The organism is Streptomyces sp. NPDC047315 (assembly GCF_040643215.1).
GTDB lineage: Bacteria > Actinomycetota > Actinomycetes > Streptomycetales > Streptomycetaceae > Streptomyces.
On sequence record NZ_JBEYTZ010000015.1, the window covers coordinates 105,431 to 120,216 of the forward strand.

The 14,786-nt window shown below is 76.9% G+C and carries 13 protein-coding genes; 11 read left to right on the forward strand and 2 right to left on the reverse strand.

The window, feature by feature from the left end:
* Positions 1-6 precede the first annotated feature (6 nt).
* Positions 7-1,290 carry a hypothetical protein gene (locus ABZ842_RS19195; protein WP_361537899.1) on the reverse strand — a complete coding sequence of 428 codons (1,284 nt, stop codon included), beginning with the start codon at positions 1,288-1,290 and terminating at the stop codon, positions 7-9.
* A 117-nt stretch (positions 1,291-1,407) separates the two neighbouring features.
* Here ABZ842_RS19195 and ABZ842_RS19200 point away from each other — a divergent pair, with 117 nt between their 5' ends.
* From ABZ842_RS19200 to ABZ842_RS19250, 11 genes are all read left to right on the forward strand, one after another.
* Positions 1,408-2,388, forward strand: coding sequence for an ABC transporter substrate-binding protein (locus ABZ842_RS19200; RefSeq protein ID WP_361537900.1), 981 nt, complete (start codon positions 1,408-1,410; stop codon positions 2,386-2,388).
* On the forward strand, positions 2,385-3,356 hold the full coding sequence (locus tag ABZ842_RS19205) for an iron ABC transporter permease (RefSeq protein WP_361537901.1): 972 nt from the start codon (positions 2,385-2,387) through the stop codon (positions 3,354-3,356). The genes ABZ842_RS19200 and ABZ842_RS19205 overlap by 4 nt, the downstream gene beginning before the upstream one ends.
* Positions 3,353-4,357, forward strand: a complete 1,005-nt coding sequence (locus ABZ842_RS19210; protein ID WP_361537902.1) for an iron ABC transporter permease — start codon at positions 3,353-3,355, stop codon at positions 4,355-4,357. The genes ABZ842_RS19205 and ABZ842_RS19210 overlap by 4 nt, the downstream gene beginning before the upstream one ends.
* Positions 4,354-5,253 (forward strand): ABC transporter ATP-binding protein, encoded by a 900-nt coding sequence (locus ABZ842_RS19215; protein WP_361537903.1) that lies wholly within the window; start codon positions 4,354-4,356, stop codon positions 5,251-5,253. Before ABZ842_RS19210 ends, ABZ842_RS19215 begins: the two co-directional genes overlap by 4 nt.
* A gap of 71 nt (positions 5,254-5,324) precedes the next feature.
* Positions 5,325-5,483 carry a streptamidine family RiPP gene (amiA, locus tag ABZ842_RS19220; RefSeq protein WP_361537904.1) on the forward strand — a complete coding sequence of 53 codons (159 nt, stop codon included), beginning with the start codon at positions 5,325-5,327 and terminating at the stop codon, positions 5,481-5,483.
* Positions 5,484-5,704: 221 nt separating this feature from the next.
* Entirely contained in the window at positions 5,705-6,550 is an 846-nt protein-coding gene (locus ABZ842_RS19225; protein ID WP_361537905.1) for a hypothetical protein, read from the forward strand.
* Positions 6,550-8,085 (forward strand): CocE/NonD family hydrolase, encoded by a 1,536-nt coding sequence (locus tag ABZ842_RS19230; RefSeq protein WP_361537906.1) that lies wholly within the window; start codon positions 6,550-6,552, stop codon positions 8,083-8,085. The genes ABZ842_RS19225 and ABZ842_RS19230 overlap by 1 nt, the downstream gene beginning before the upstream one ends.
* 14 nt (positions 8,086-8,099) lie before the next feature.
* Entirely contained in the window at positions 8,100-9,467 is a 1,368-nt protein-coding gene (locus tag ABZ842_RS19235) for a YcaO-like family protein (protein ID WP_361538026.1), read from the forward strand.
* Position 9,468: 1 nt separating this feature from the next.
* Complete coding sequence (locus tag ABZ842_RS19240; RefSeq protein WP_361537907.1) at positions 9,469-10,794, forward strand: nitroreductase; 1,326 nt, start codon at positions 9,469-9,471, stop codon at positions 10,792-10,794.
* Complete coding sequence (locus tag ABZ842_RS19245) at positions 10,791-12,512, forward strand: ABC transporter ATP-binding protein (protein WP_361537908.1); 1,722 nt, start codon at positions 10,791-10,793, stop codon at positions 12,510-12,512. Before ABZ842_RS19240 ends, ABZ842_RS19245 begins: the two co-directional genes overlap by 4 nt.
* On the forward strand, positions 12,509-14,278 hold the full coding sequence (locus ABZ842_RS19250; protein ID WP_361537909.1) for an ABC transporter ATP-binding protein/permease: 1,770 nt from the start codon (positions 12,509-12,511) through the stop codon (positions 14,276-14,278). Before ABZ842_RS19245 ends, ABZ842_RS19250 begins: the two co-directional genes overlap by 4 nt.
* On the opposite strand, the gene ABZ842_RS19255 is transcribed toward ABZ842_RS19250, so the two are convergent.
* The gene (locus tag ABZ842_RS19255; RefSeq protein ID WP_361537910.1) at positions 14,253-14,756 is read right to left on the reverse strand and encodes a universal stress protein; all 504 of its coding nucleotides are present in this window, start codon (positions 14,754-14,756) and stop codon (positions 14,253-14,255) included. The genes ABZ842_RS19250 and ABZ842_RS19255 overlap by 26 nt on opposite strands.
* Positions 14,757-14,786 lie beyond the last annotated feature (30 nt).

Here is a 14,786-nt window from a genome sequence, read left to right on the forward strand (position 1 = left end):
GCCGGCTCACCGTCCCACCGGGTCGTCCGCCGCCCCGTCACCGGGTGACACCAGCGCGAGATGACCTCCGTCGTCGAGCGGGGTCGGTACGTGCAGCGTGCCGAGCACGGCGGCGCGTACCGCGTCGACGAGGTGGATCTCGCCGTGGCCGCCGCGGGAGACGGCCACCAGGTCGTGCGCCGGTGACGCGGCGACGGCCCTGCGCTGCACCCCGTCCCAGGGCGTGCCGCCCGGGCGGGGTGCCCCGTCCATCGGCGGCAGGGGCACCCGGGCCGTCACGCGCGCCGCGAGCGGGTCGACCAGGACGACTTCGTCGCCGTCGGGGTGGACCCGGGCGAAGGCGATGCGACGGGCGGTGACCGCCAGACGGAAGACGAGCCCGGGACCGAGGGCGATCCGGCCGCCGCGCCCGGTGTCCAAGTGGTGCCACCAGGCGCAGTTGGACCACTGCGGCCATGCCCCGGGGTCGGTGGGGCCGCCGCGTACGCACGACCACAGAGTGCGCCGCACAGGGTCCAGCCGCAGGTAGTAGCCGCGCCCTTCGCCGCCCCAGGGCAGCGGGGGCTCCAAGGCGAGCCCACCGGGCGTGCGGCGGGCGCGGTGCACCCCGGAGCCGGCCGCCGCGAACAGCCGGCCCGTCACTGGGTCGTGGGCGTCCCCGTGGCCGTCGTGGTCGGGCAGCTCCACCTCCGCCAGGGGCGAAACGGGCGGACAGGAGGGCACCGCCGCCATCAGGTCCCCGAAGCGGTACGCGGCCAGCGCGCCCGGTTCGCGGTGGCGCAGCACCACGAAGGCGTCCGGTGACGTGGGGGGATCGGGCGGGGCCAGCAGCGTGACGCCCGGCTCCCCGACCCGGGTGCGGACCCGGACTGCCCGGGGGCCGCCGTCCGCGCCGAGGTCCACGGCGGTCAGCAGATCGCTCCACGGCTCCTCGTTGTGGCCGAGCCCCGTGGTCACGGCGACCAGCCGGCCCGACGGATCGACGGCCAGGTGCTCGGCGGGCGCGGCGACGGGGGCGGTGGCCGCGACGAGGGGGCGGCCGTGGTCGGGGCCGTACGGATCGAGGACGACGAGCTCCCCGGCCCGGTCGTCCACGAAGGCGCTGCGGTCCCCGGGCAGCGCGAGGAAGCCGGCGTGCTCCGCGAGGTGCCGCCCCGGCACGCAGCCGATCAACCCTCCACTCGGCAGCTCCAACACCCGTATGGAGCCGGCGCGTTGGTCGGCGACGAGTAGACGGGGCGGCAGGGCGTCGAAGCGGGTCACGGTGGCTCCCAAGAGGCTGATGAACATCGATTTAATGGAAATGATTATCATGTGGCGCGTTGTCGTGCCGACCGTCGACCCGACGCGTCGCCATGAGCGAGATCAGACAAAAGCCGCAAAAATGAGTGAAGGGGATGGGTCGCGATGTTGCGTACACGCGCCTGGACGGGCCGCCGATGGCTCGCCACCGCCGTCATCGGGGGCCTGCTGGTGGGCTGCACCACCGCCGCCGATGAGGACGGCAAGGCCGAGACGGGGAAGAAGACCGATGTGCAGGTCGCCCCGATAGCCGCGGCGCGCAGCGTCACGGACGTCCACAAGGTGACCGTGAGCACGCCCAAGCCACCCGAACGCGTGGTGTGCCTGGTAGCCCTCTGCGACGACGTGCTCGCCGAGTTGGGCATGACCCCCGTCGCCACCAACTCGGACCTGCTCGCCCACCCCGGCTTCCTCGGCGCGGACGCGGCGGCGAAGATCCCCAAGATCCCCGGCGGCTTCCTCAGCCCCGAGGTCGAAGCCGTCCTCTCCCACCGGCCCGACCTGGTCATCGGCCTCACGGACACCCACGGAAAGCTCGCCCCGGCGCTCAAGGGCGCCACCGTCTTCTGGCCCGTGCAGCCCGGCAGTTGGGAGCAGAGCGTGCGCTACCTGCGGGACCTCGCCGCCCTGACCGGCCGCACCGAACAGGGCGAGCGCGCCGAGCGGACGTTCCGTAAGAAGCTGGCCGCCGCCGAGCAGGACCCCAGCGACCGCACCAGCCTGATCATCTTCGGCAGCGACGAGAACTTCGGCGTCGCCGCCCCCGGGACCGACGTCACCGCCGGCCTCTTCCCCAAGCTGTCGCACTACCCCTGGAAGAGCCGCGGCGTCGAGGGCGGCTACAGCCTGGAGGAGATCCTCGCCCGCGAGGTCGACGTGCTCTTCGTGGAGACGCTGTCCTTCGGCGGCCCCGCCGGCGCCGACGACTCCCTGGCGAAGAAGCTCGCCGACAACCCGCTGTGGAAGCGCATCCCCGCGGTCAAGAACGGCCGGGTCCACGAGGTCGACGCCGAAGTCTGGGCCAAGGGCCGGGGCACCCGGTCCCTCGGCATCGTCATCGACGAGGCCACGGCGAAGCTGCGGTGAGCCGCGCCCTCGCCCTGGTCGCCGGGGCGCTGCTGCTCGCCTGCTACGGCCTCACCCTCGGCACGCCGCAGGTCCCGGTGACCGAACTGGCCGACGAGTTCGTGGTGACCGAGCTGCGGCTGCCCCGGCTCGTGCTCGCGCTGGTCGCCGGCGCGTGCCTCGGCGCCGCCGGGCTCGTCCTCCAGGAGGCGCTGCGCAACCCGCTCGCCGTACCGGAGTTGCTCGGCGTCTCCTCCGGCGCCGCGCTCGGCGTCGCCGCCCCGCTGGTGCTCGCCCTCTCGGTGCCGCTGGCCCTCCGGCCGTTCCTCGCGATCGGCGGAGCGGCGCTGGGCGGGGCGCTCACCCTGCTCGCGGCCGGCGCCGCCCGCAGCCCGTCCGCCGTGCTGCTCGGCGGCGCCGCGATCACCGCCGCACTCCAGTCCGCGCTGCTGGTGCTGATGGTCCTCGCCGACCAACTCGACCTCCAACTGATCTACCGGTACCTGCTGGGCAGCCTGTCCGCCCGCACCTGGGACGACGTCACCGGGCTCGGGCCGTGGCTGGTGGTCGCCGTGCCCGCGCTGGTGCTCACCGCGCCCGTGCTGTCGGTGCTGCGGCTCGGCGACGACGACGCCCGCGCCCTCGGGGTCCGGGTGCACCGCGCCCGACTCGCCGCGCTCGCCGTCGCGGTCGTCCTGATCGCCCCGGTCGTCGCGGTCTGCGGACCCGTCGCCTGGGTCGGCTTCCTCGCCCCGGCGCTCGCCCGCCGACTGCGGCCCACCGCCGACGCGGTGCGGCTGCTGCCCTGGTCGGTGGCGTTCGGCGCGGCGGTGGTGGCCCTGGCCGACCTGCCGGCGCGCCTCGCGCTCGCCCCGGTGGAGACCCCGGTCGGCGCGTGGACGGCGCTCTTCGGCGTCCCCGCGGGCGTCCTGCTGCTCAAACGCCGTGCCCCGCGCGGGGCCAAGGGCGCGGAAGGGGCCGCCGCATGAAGCGGCTCGTGCTGCTGTGCGCTCTGGTGGTCTGCGTGGGCTGCGCCGATCTGGTGGTGGGGCGCGCCGCGGGCCCGGCGCAGGTGTGGGAGGCGCTGACGGGCGGCGGCGACCCGCTGACCCGGCACGTCGTGTGGGAGTTGCGGATGCCGCGCGCACTGGTCGCGCTCGGCGCCGGGGCCTGCCTCGGGGTCGCGGGCATGGTGCTCCAGTCCGCACTGCGCAACGCACTCGCCGGACCCGAGGTCACCGGCGTCACCCCGGGCGCCGTGCTCGGCGCGGTCGCCGCCACCGGGGCCGGGCTCGCCGGCTGGTGGTCACCGGCCTCCGTGGTCGTCGCAGCCGTCGCCGGCGGCTTCGCCGGTGCGGGCCTGCTGTGGCTGCTCGCCGGCCGGCAGCGGACCGATCCGCACGACGCCGCCATCCACGGGGTGCTGGTGTCCGCGGCGCTGACCGGCCTCACCGCGATGGTGCTGCTGGTCGCTCCGGGCGAGTTGGGCAGCGTGGTGCAGTGGCTCGTCGGCTCCACCGAGGGCCGGGTCTGGGAGCACTGGACGCTGCTGTGGCCGTGGGCCGTGCTGTGGCTGCTCGCCGCCTGGTCGCTGGCGGTGCCGCTGACGCTGCTGCGGCTGGGCGAGGACCAGGCCGCGGCCTGCGGCCTGCGTCCCGGCCGCGCCCGACTGGCCGCCCTCGTCTGTGCGGTGGCGCTCACCGCGGGCGCGGTCGCCGCCGTCGGCGCGCTCGGCTTCGTCGGACTCCTGGTGCCGCACCTGGCGTTCGCGCTGTTCGGTGCGGACCTGCGTACGGCGCTGCCCGGCGCGGCGCTGCTGGGCGCGGCCGTCGTGACCGGCGCCGACGCCGCGGCGCAAGGGCTGTCGCGGGTGCTCACCCACGCCCTGGACGCGGACCGGCTGAGCGTGCCGACGGGCGCATTGACGACGTGTGCGGGTGCACTGGCGCTGCTGCTGGTCGCCCGCCGTACGACGGGGGAGGGGACGTGAACGGACGCAAGGCCCCGGGCACGGGGACCACGACGAATCGACGGAAGAACGTGACGGAGGGCCAGCACGTGCCGGACGAGAGCGACGCCCCCGCGGTGATCCGCGTACGGGCGGTGGAGTTCGGCTACCCGGGCCGCGCCGTCCTGCGCGGCGTGGACCTGTCCGTACGGGCGGGCGAGTCCGTCGCCCTGGTCGGGCTGAACGGCTGCGGCAAGAGCACCCTGCTGCGGCTCTGCGCGGGGCTGCTGCGCCCCACCGGCGGCCGGATCCTGCTCGGCGGCGACGACCTCGCCCGCCTCTCCCGGCGCACCGCGGCCCGCCGCGTCGCCCTGCTGCACCAGTCGTCCCCGCCCGTCGCCGGGATGACGGTGCGCCAACTGGTGCGCCAGGGGCGGTACGCGGACCGCGGTCCGCTCGGGATGCTGCGCGACGCCGACGACGGGGTGTGCGCCCGGGCCCTGGCCGACGTCGGCGTCGCCGACTGGTCCGACCGGCTGGTGGAGTCCCTGTCGGGCGGGGAGCGGCAGCGCGTACGGCTGGCGATGGCGCTCGCCCAGGACACCCGGGTGCTGCTGCTCGACGAGCCGACGACCTATCTCGACCTGCGGCACCAACTCGACGTGCTGTCGACGGTGGCCCGGCTGCGCCGGGAGCGGGACCTGACCGTGGTGATGGTCCTGCACGACCTGGGCCAGGCCGCGCGGTTCACCGACCGGATCGTGGCCCTGCGCGACGGCCGGGTGCACGCCGACGGCCCGCCCGCACGGGTCGTCACCCCCGAGTTGTTGGCCGAGGTCTTCGGCGTCGTCGGCCGGGTGGGCACCGACCCCGGCGGCGGGTGGCCGGTGTGTTACCCGGATCACTCCCTCCCACCCCCATCAGCTATTGCGGAATGAAAATCATATTCATTAGTGTCGAGGGGTGCTCGCAGCCGCGGGCACACCAGCAACCGAAGGGGATCCAACTCATGGACCAGCACAAGGTGTTCGCCCCGGTCGCCGACCCGGCCCAGCTCGCCCACCTGTCCGCCACCCACTCCAACGCGCTCGTCGACAACCCGTTCGACGGCGCTGCGGACGGCGTGGACGCGGCGGACGCGGCCGTCGAGGCGAACGCCGCCCAGTGACGGCCGCCGGTCCGGGATCACCGCTCCGAGGGCAGCCATGTGACCTCGGGCACCGACGTCGGTGACCCGGACCGGTCCCCACCGGGGCCCCCCGCCCGTGCTTCCCCCGGGGCGGCCCCGGTTTCGCCCCGCATCCCACATCCCCGTACGTCGCGCATCCCGTACCCGCATCCCGTACGTCCCGCAGAAGTTCCGACCGCCGTCAGTTGAGGAGCCCCGAGTTGAACACGCCCCGTCTCGTCCCCGGTGCCGCCCTGGTCACCGTGCCCGGTCGGGGCCTCGCGCTGCGGACGCCCGACGGGGCGTTCTTGCGGGTGGACACCGGCGAGGTGCCCGCGGTGGAGCTGCTGCGGCTGTTCGACGGCGTCAGCGCCGACACCGAAGCACCGCGCGACGAATCCGGCGCCCTCGGACGGCTCGTCGAAGCCTTCCAGGACGCCGGATACGTCACCGCGAACGCACCCCGCGACCGGCCCGGCCCCCGCCCGCCGCTCGCCGGAACCACCCTCCTGCTGCTGGGCGACCGGGTCCTGACCGAGCCCGTCGCACGGCTCGCGGCCGACGTCGGAGCGCGACCCGAACCCACCGACCCCGACCGCCTCACCGCCCGCGCCCACGAGGCCGGATCCCGCTGCGCCGTCGTCTGGTGCCTGGACCGGCCCGTACCCCCGAAACTGTGGGACGCCGCGGACGCGCTCGCCCGCAAAGGGACCGCCTGGCTGCGCTGCCACCGCGAGGGCGCCCACGCCTGGGTGGAGCCAGCCGCCTTTGACGCCAACGACGTGACGTCGGCCGACGTACGCATGCGCAGGCTCGCGGCGACCCCCGCGCACCGCGAACTCGACGCCTACTGGGCCGCGTCGCACGGGCACGACGGGGCCGGGCACACCGCCGTCACCGCCGCCTACACCGCCGCCCTGCTCGTCGGCGACCTCGTCCGAGGCGCGACCGACCCCCCACACCTCCTGCTGCGACGGCTGGACTTGAGGGACCTCACCCTCACCACCCACCCGATCCTCCCGGTGCCCGCGTGCACCCCGATGCCGACCGCCGAGGCGGCGCCGTGATGCGCACCGTCCTCGTGCCCGCGCCCGGTAGCCGGCTCGCCACCGACGTCCACCTCCCGCCGGCCCGGCGAGCGGGCCGACACCCCACCGTCGTGATCCGCACCCCCTACGGCCGCGGCAGCCACACCGCGGAGGCGTGCGCCTGGGCGGCGCGCGGCTTCGCCGTCGTCGTCCAGGACGTCCGCGGCCGACACGGCTCCGCCCTGCCCGGCGCATGGCGCCCCTACGAACACGAGGCGGCCGACGGCGCCGCCACCGTGCGCTGGGTGCGCGAACGACCCTGGAGCGACGGCCGGATCGTCGCCGTCGGGGCGTCGTACGCCGCCTACTGCGCACTCGTCACCGTCACCGGCGACCGCGCCACCCCCGCCCCGCCGGCCGCGGAGGCGCCCGACGCGGTCATCGCCGCCGTGCCCGCGCTCGGCACCGCCGAAGTCGCCCGCGAACGCTCCGGCGTGGAGCGGCTGCTCGGGCGCGCCGGCTGGTGGGCGGCGCACGGCGACCGCACCGACTCCGACCCGACGGCGCTGGACGTACGACTGGCCCGCGCCCCCGAACTGCTGGCGCACCTGCCGGTGGCGACGCTGCCCGAGCGGCTCGGCCGACCTCTGCCGTCCTGGCGCGGAGTGTGGGGCGCCCGCCGCGAAGACCTGGTCGTCGCCCGCGCCGCCACGGCCCGCGTACCGCTGCTCGCCGTCGGCGGCACCCACGACCCGTTCGCCGCCGACACCCTCGCCCTGTGGCGCCGTTGGGGCGGGCCCGCCCGACTGCTCGTCGGCCCCTGGGGACACGCGCTCACCGCCGACCCGGGACCCGGCGCCCGGCAGCACATCGCGGTGGGGGAGGCGTACGCGCGCTGGGCGCGGGCCGCCTGCGACGGCACCCTGCGGCAGGGCGCCCGCGGCGTCGTCGCGCTCGCCGGCACCACCCGCTGGTACCGGGCCGACGGAGCCGTACCGGAGGGCGACGCCCGGGCGTACCCCTTCGACGACCACGGCGTACGCCTGCTGCACGGTGCCACGTTCCTCGCGGACCCCGAGCGCCCGGTCCGCTCCGACGACCTGCGCGTCGACCCGGACCGCACCGATCGGACCCTGCTGGTCACCGAACCGCTCACCCGGCCGCTGGACCTGCTCGGGCCCGCGTCCGTACGCCTGCGCGCCGAGGCCACCACGCCGTGCGCCGACTGGTTCGTCCGCCTCGTCGCCCTCGACTCCCACGGCCGCGCCGAACCGGTCGCCGTGGGTAGCGCCCGCACCGCCCGCCCCTCGCGAAACGGCGCGGCGGTCCGCGTCGATCTCGGGTTCCTGGCCCGGCGGTTGCCCGTCGCCACCCGGCTGCGGATCGAAGTCGCCGGACACCACTTTCCGGCCCACGCACGCAATCCGCACACCGGGGAGGACCCCGTGACCGCCGTCCGGCTCGCTCCCTCCCGGCGCACCGTGCACCCCGGCGGCAGCGCGCTGCTGCTGCCCGCCGCCCGCCTGGGCCGCGCCGACGCCGTAGCCGACCCCATCGAAGAGATGTGCACATGACGACGACCACGCCCGTGAACCCGCCGCTGCCCCTCGACCACCTCGTGGACCCCGTCTGCGGCATCGTCCGCGACGTCGCCCCCGTACCGCACCCGGACGGGGCGCCGCCCCGCTACACCGCGATGACCGCGAACGTCTCCGACGCGCGCCGCTTCGGCGCCTGGCCCGCCGACCGGGTGTCGCTCGGCACCACCTTCGGCGACCCCGACGGCGCCCGGCTCGCCGCCGTCGCCGAGGCCGTGGAGCGCTACTGCGGCAACCGCCTGGCACCACCGGGCCACCCCGCCTCCCCCCGGCTCGCCACCGCCGCCGAACTCAAGGCCGAGGGCGAGCGGGTGTACGGGCCGGGACAGGTGCCGACATACGCCGACTGGCAGCACCGCAGGCCCGGCTTCCCCTACCGCCCCCTCACCCCCGACACCCCGGCCCTGTGGGCGCGGGCCGACGACGCCGGGCGGCCGTGCTGGGCACCGGTCTCCCTCACCCACCTCAACTGGCGCCAGGGACAGTGGCGCCGGCTGCCCCGCACCCACCACCTCAACTACGCCGGCATCGCCACCGGAGCGGGCTTCGCCGACGCCGTCGAACGAGGCCTCCTCGAAGTCGTCGAACGCGACGCGCTGGAGCTGTGGTGGCACCTGGACGGACCCACCCGCGGCATCGACCTCGCCTCGGTGCCCCGGCTCCTCGACGACCTCGCGGGGTGCGGCCTTGAGGTGCACGCCGTCGAGATGCCGTCCGAGTTCGCGCCCTGCATGGCCGCCCTCGTCCACGACCGGGAACGCGGCCTGTACGCGGCCGGGTTCGCCTGCCGCTTCGACCCCGCCGAAGCCGTCCGCAAGGCCGTCCTCGAAGCCGTGCACACCTGGGTGTTCACCCAGGGCACCACCGGGCCCGACGGCTGGGTCTTCCAGGCCGTCGAAGCCGGGCTGCTGGCCCGCGGCCTGTACCTGGACCACCGGCCGGACCGGCGCTACCTCGACGCGTGCGGCGAGGACTTCGCCGCCGTCCGCGACCTCGGCGCGCACGTACAGGTGTGGCTCGATCCGCGGACCGCGCCGCTCGCGCGCCGCTTCACCGCGCCCGTGCTCGGCACCGTGCCCGTCGACGCCGTCGAGCCCGGCAGCCGCGCCCGGCTGGACGCCCGACTCGCCGACGCCGGACACCGCGTCCTCACCCTCGACCTCACCACCGAGGACGTGGCGCTCACCGCGCTGCGGGTGGCCCGCGTCCTGGTCACCGGACTGGTGCCCAACGCGCCCGCCGCGTTCGGCTACTTCGGCTGCCCCCGCTTCGGCAGCGCCGCGCTCGAACGCGGCTGGCGCACCGAACGCCCTGCCGCACCGGCGGACTTCACCCTCGTACCACCGCCCCACATGTGAGATGACGACGATGCCGACGCCGCTGTCCGCCGCGCTGCTGCGGGCCCGCTCCAACGAGGCCCCGGGGCCCGACCTGCCGCACCGCCCCGCCGCCGGGCCCGAGCTGCGCGGGCTGCCCGTGCCCCTCGCCCTGGACCCGCTGCTGCGGCACTCCCTGGCCGGCGGCCGGCTGCGGCCCGTGCCTTCCGCCGGCGCGCTGCACCCCGTCCGCGTACGGCTGTTGGCCGGCACCGGCTCCGGAGTGCCGCCCGGGCAGTACGCGTACGATCCGCGCACCCACCGGCTCCACCCCCTCGGTCCGCCACCGCGACCGGCGCCCCCGGGCACCTTCGCGATTCTCGGCGTGGCGCCCGAAGCCACCGTCGCGCACTACCGGCACCGGGCCTGGCCGCTGACGCTGCTCGACGCCGGACACGCGGTCGCCGCGCTCGTCGCCGCCGGAGCATACGCCTACAGCCTGGACCTGGCCGCCGACGGCGTCCCTCCCGCACCCGCCCAAAGAGACGGCGGAGTAGTGCGGGAGACGGCCGGGGCCGTGCCGCTCGCCGTCGTCCGCCTCACCCGCACCGGCATCCTCAGCTCCTGGCCGCGCCGCAGCGCGCCCGACCGCGCAGGCACCGCACCCGACGCGGCCGACGACCACCACCCGGACCTCGCCCAAGCCCGCCACGCCCTGTCGTTGGTCGCCGCGGCCGGCAGCCGGAACGGCACCTGGCGCACCGCGCCCCCGCGGGCGTCCCGCGCGGTCATCCTGCGCCGCCGCAGCGCCCCGCTCGCCACCCTCGCCACCGCCGACCGGCCCGACGACACCGCACTCGGGCACGTCCTCGCCGCGGCCCGGGCCGCCGCGGCGGGCGGGCCGCGCTGGTACGTCGCCGTCGGCGGCGACCGACCGGGGCTGCTGGCCGCCCGCACCAAGGCAGCGGCCGGGCTGCGCACCGTCGCCACCGGCCCCGTCCTGCCGACGCTCGCCGCCTGGGCCGCCGGACAGGGATGGCTCGCCGGGACCGGCGCCGTGCTCCTGGCCGTCGGCTGCCCCACCGGAGCGCCGCCCGCCCGCGTCCGCCGCGACCACCTGCTCGCCGGCTACGGCGTGGGCCACGCGCAGTTGGCCGCCACCGCACTCGGCCTGTCAGCCCGGCCCGTCGGGTCGTGGCAGTGCGCCGACCTCGGCGCGGCCGTCGGCGGGCCCACCGGCGACGGCTGGGTGCTGCACGCCCTCGCCCTCGGCGCACCACGACGGCGCCGCAGCGCCCCCGACCCCGCCCGGCGCGACGGCCCCGCCGTCCCCGGACCCAGGACAGCAGAGGAACACCACGCCGCATGATGCTCCACCCCGAACTCGTCCGCGCCGCCCGCACCGCGGGCCGCCCGCTCGCCCGGGCCACCGCGCTGCTGGTGGCGATGGCCGCCACCCACGTCGCCCAGGCCGTGCTCCTCGCCCTGGCCCTCGCCGACATCGCCCGCGGCGCGAGCGGACGCCTGCCCGCCCTGCTCGCCGGCGTCGGGGCGAGCGTGCTGCTGCGGGCCCTGCTCACCCAGGTGCAGCGACACCTGGCGCTGACCGCGGGCGCGGCCGTCCGGACCACCCTGCGCGACCAGTTGCTGTACCGCCTCGGGGCCCTCGGCCCGGCGCGCACGGCCGACGACCGGGCCGGGGCGCTGCGCGCCGTCCTCGTCGACGGCGTCGAAGGCGTCGACGCCTACGTCTCCCGCTATCTGCCCCAACTGGCCGTCACCCTCGCCCTGCCGCCGCTGCTGCTGATCGCGGTCGCCGCCGCAGAGCCGTGGGCCGCCCTCGCGCTCGGCCCCGCCCTCGTCCTCGCGCTCTTCGCGCCCCGCTGGTGGGACGGCCTGCTCGCGCGGCGCGGACAGCAGCACTGGGGCGCGTACGAAGCGCTCTCCGCCGACTACCTGGAAGCCCTCCAGGGTATGCCCACGCTCCGGGCGGCGGGCGCCGTCGACCGCACCCGCGCCCGGCTCGCGAAGCGCTCGGACGCCCTGCACCGGGCCACCGTCGCCAAGCTCCGCGTATCCCTCGTCGACACCGGCATCACGGACCTCGCCGTGCAGGGCGGCACCGTGGCCGCCGCCCTCGTCGCCTGCTGGTCCGCCGCCTCGGGGCAGACCACCGCCACCACCACCTATCTGCTGCTGATGCTGGCCTCCGAGTGCTTCCGACCGGTGCGCGACCTCACCCGCGAGTGGCACGCCGGCTACCTCGGCGTCTCCGCCGCCGACGGCATCGCGGCCCTGCGCACCGCCCCCGCCGGCGTGCCCGACGCCGGCACCCGCCCCGCCAGTTGGACGAGCGCACCCGCCGTCCGCTTCGACGACGTGCACGTCACCCACCCGGGCGCGGCCCGACCCGCCCTGGCCGGAGTGAGCTTCACCGCCCCCGCCGGGTGCACCACCGCGATCGTCGGACCCTCCGGAGCGGGCAAGTCCACCCTCCTCGGGCTGCTGGTGCGCCACCGGGACCCGGACCGGGGCCGCGTCCTGGTCGGCTCCGCGCCCACCACCGCGTACGCCCTCGACGAACTGCGCCGCGGCATCGCCGTCGTATCCCAGGACACCTACCTCTTCCACGCCTCCGTCGCCGACAACCTCCGGCTGGCCCGCCCGTCGGCCGGCGACGACGAACTGCACGCCGCGGCCCGCGCCGCCGGCGTGCACGAGGAGATCCTGCGGCTGCCCGAGGGGTACGCGACCGTCGTCGGCGAACGCGGCGCCACGCTCTCCGGCGGCCAGCGCCAACGCGTCGCGCTCGCCCGCGCCCTGCTCGCCGAGGCACCCGTCCTGGTGCTCGACGAGGCGACCAGCGCCGTGGACGAGCGCCGGGAGGCCGGGATAGTACGGGAGTTGCTGACCGCGGCCCGCGGTCGCACCTGTCTCGTCGTCGCCCACCGGCTCGCGTCGGTGCGCCACGCCGACCACATCGTCGTCCTCGACGCGGGCACGGTGGAGGCCACCGGCGAACACTCCGGGCTGCTGGCCGCCGGCGGCGTGTACGCCCGGCTCGCGAAGGCGGGGCAGGCAGCATGACGACCACCCACCCGATCGCCCCCGCTGACGCACCGTCGGCGCGCCCGGCGGATCCGGCTCCGCTCCGCGGCTCGCTCCGCTTCCTACTGCCCGTGCTGCTCGCCCACCGGGCCACCACCGCCCGCACCGTGCTGGCCGCCCTGCTCGCCCAAGCGGCGCTCGTCGCCCTGGTCACCCTCGCCGCCCACACCGTCGGCACCGCCGTGGCGAACCGCTCCGCTCCCGCCGCCCCCACCGTCCTCGCCCTGATCGGCCTGGTCGTGCTGCGGGCCGTGGCGACGTGGTGGGAGATGGACCTCTCGCACGACCTCGCCTACCGCGTCCTCGCCGAGTTGCGCATCCGGGTGTACGACGGGCTCGCCCGCAGCGCCCCGGCGCGGGTGGACGGCCGCGACAGCGGAGACCTGGCGTCGGCCGCGCTCGCCGACGTGGAGGCGCTGGAGTTCTTCTACGCCCACGCCGTCGCCCAACTCGCCGCCACCGCAGCCGTGTTCGGCGGGGGAGTGGGCGTGCTCGCCACGGTCGAACCGGGCCTCGTGCCGCCGGTCCTGCTCGCCGCGGCCGTGCTCGCGCTGCTGCCGCTCGTCGACGAACGCGCCGGGCGGGCCGCGCGGGCGGCCCGCACCCGTGCCGCCGCCGCCCGGCTCTCCTCCCGAGCCGTCGAGGCCGTCGACGGACTGCGCGAACTCCTCGCCTTCGGGGCGCTGGGGCGGATGCGGGAGCGGCTGCGCGCCGACGGCGCCGCCCTCGGCGCGGCCCAACGCGCCGAGCAGTCCTTCGAGGCGAAGACGGGCGCCGGGCGCGATCTGCTGGTGGTGGCCGCGGTCGTCGCCGTCGTCGCGCTCGCCGCCGACGCCCGCGCCGGCGCGGCCTGGGCCCCGGCCGCGATGGCCCTCGCCCTCGGCTCCCTCGCGCCGGTCGCCGACGCGAGCGCCGCACTCGGCCAGGCGAGCGGACTGCGCGCCGCCGCCAGCAGGGTGCGGGCGGCGGTCAGCGCCCCCGCGCTCGCCCCCGAACCGAACCGGCCCCGCGCCGTACCCGCCGGCCCGCTCGGCGTACGGCTGCGCGACGTGCACTTCGCGTACGGCGCGGGCACCGTCCTCGACGGCGTCGACCTGCACGTGCCCGCGGGGCAGCGGCTCGCCCTGGTCGGCGCGTCCGGCGCCGGCAAGTCGACCTGTGCGCACCTGCTGGCCCGGTACTGGGACCCGGCGCACGGCCACGTCGAACTCGTCGCCGCCGACGGCATCGCCGTCGACCTGCGGGACCTCGCCGACGCCGACCTGCGGCGCACGGTCGCCGTCGTCGGCCAGGACGCCCCCCTCTTCCACGGCACCCTCGCCGACAACCTGCGGCTCGCCGCCCCCGATGCGGACGACGCGGCCCTGTGCGAGGTGGCCGCGGCCACCGGCGTCGACCGGATCGCCCGCGAACTGCCCGAGCGCTACGACACGGTCGTCGGGGAGCGCGGCGCCACCCTCTCCGGTGGGCAGCGGGCCCGGGTCGCCCTCGCCCGCGCCCTGCTCACCCGGCCCCGGGTGCTCGTCCTGGACGAGACCACGGCCATGCTCGACGGGGTGGGCGACGCGGAGGTGACGGCGGCGCTGCCGCACTGCACGGTCCTGCTGATCGCCCACCGGCCCGCGACGATCCGACGGGCCGAGCGGATCGCGGTGCTCGCCGACGGGCGGGTGGTGCAGCAGGGCACCTGGAGCGAACTCACGGCCCGCCCCGGCCCGTTCACGGACGTGGTCCACCGGGGCTGAGGGGGTCCCCGGCCGGCGGGGGGTCCGGCCACACCAACAGGACGGCCGACGGCGCGTGGTCGACGACGAACCGGGTCGCGGGTCCGAGGCTGTGCGGCCCCGGCCGGGCCCGGTCCCCGTCCCGGGCGCAGACGAGGAGGTCGGCTCGGTCGGCCGCGGCCACCACCTCCCGCTCCGGCCTGCCGGTGCGGGACACCAGGGTGCACGGCACGCCCAACCGCTCCTGCGCCGCGGCCAGCAGACGGCGGGACGACTCCGAAGCCAACTCCTCCACCTCCTCGGCGGGCCCCGGCGGACGGTGCCCGGGCGGCGGGGTGCGGCCCAGCAGCCCGGCGTACGCGCCACGGGCAGCCCCCGCCGTCTGCGCATCCGTGACGTGCAGCAACACCGTCCGCTCCGCCGCGCGCGCGGGCGCCCGCGCGGCGTCCACGCACGCCGGCCAGGTGCCCTCCACGATCCAGACGAGGACGACGCTCACACCAGGCTCCGTTCCGGTGCCGATCAGCTT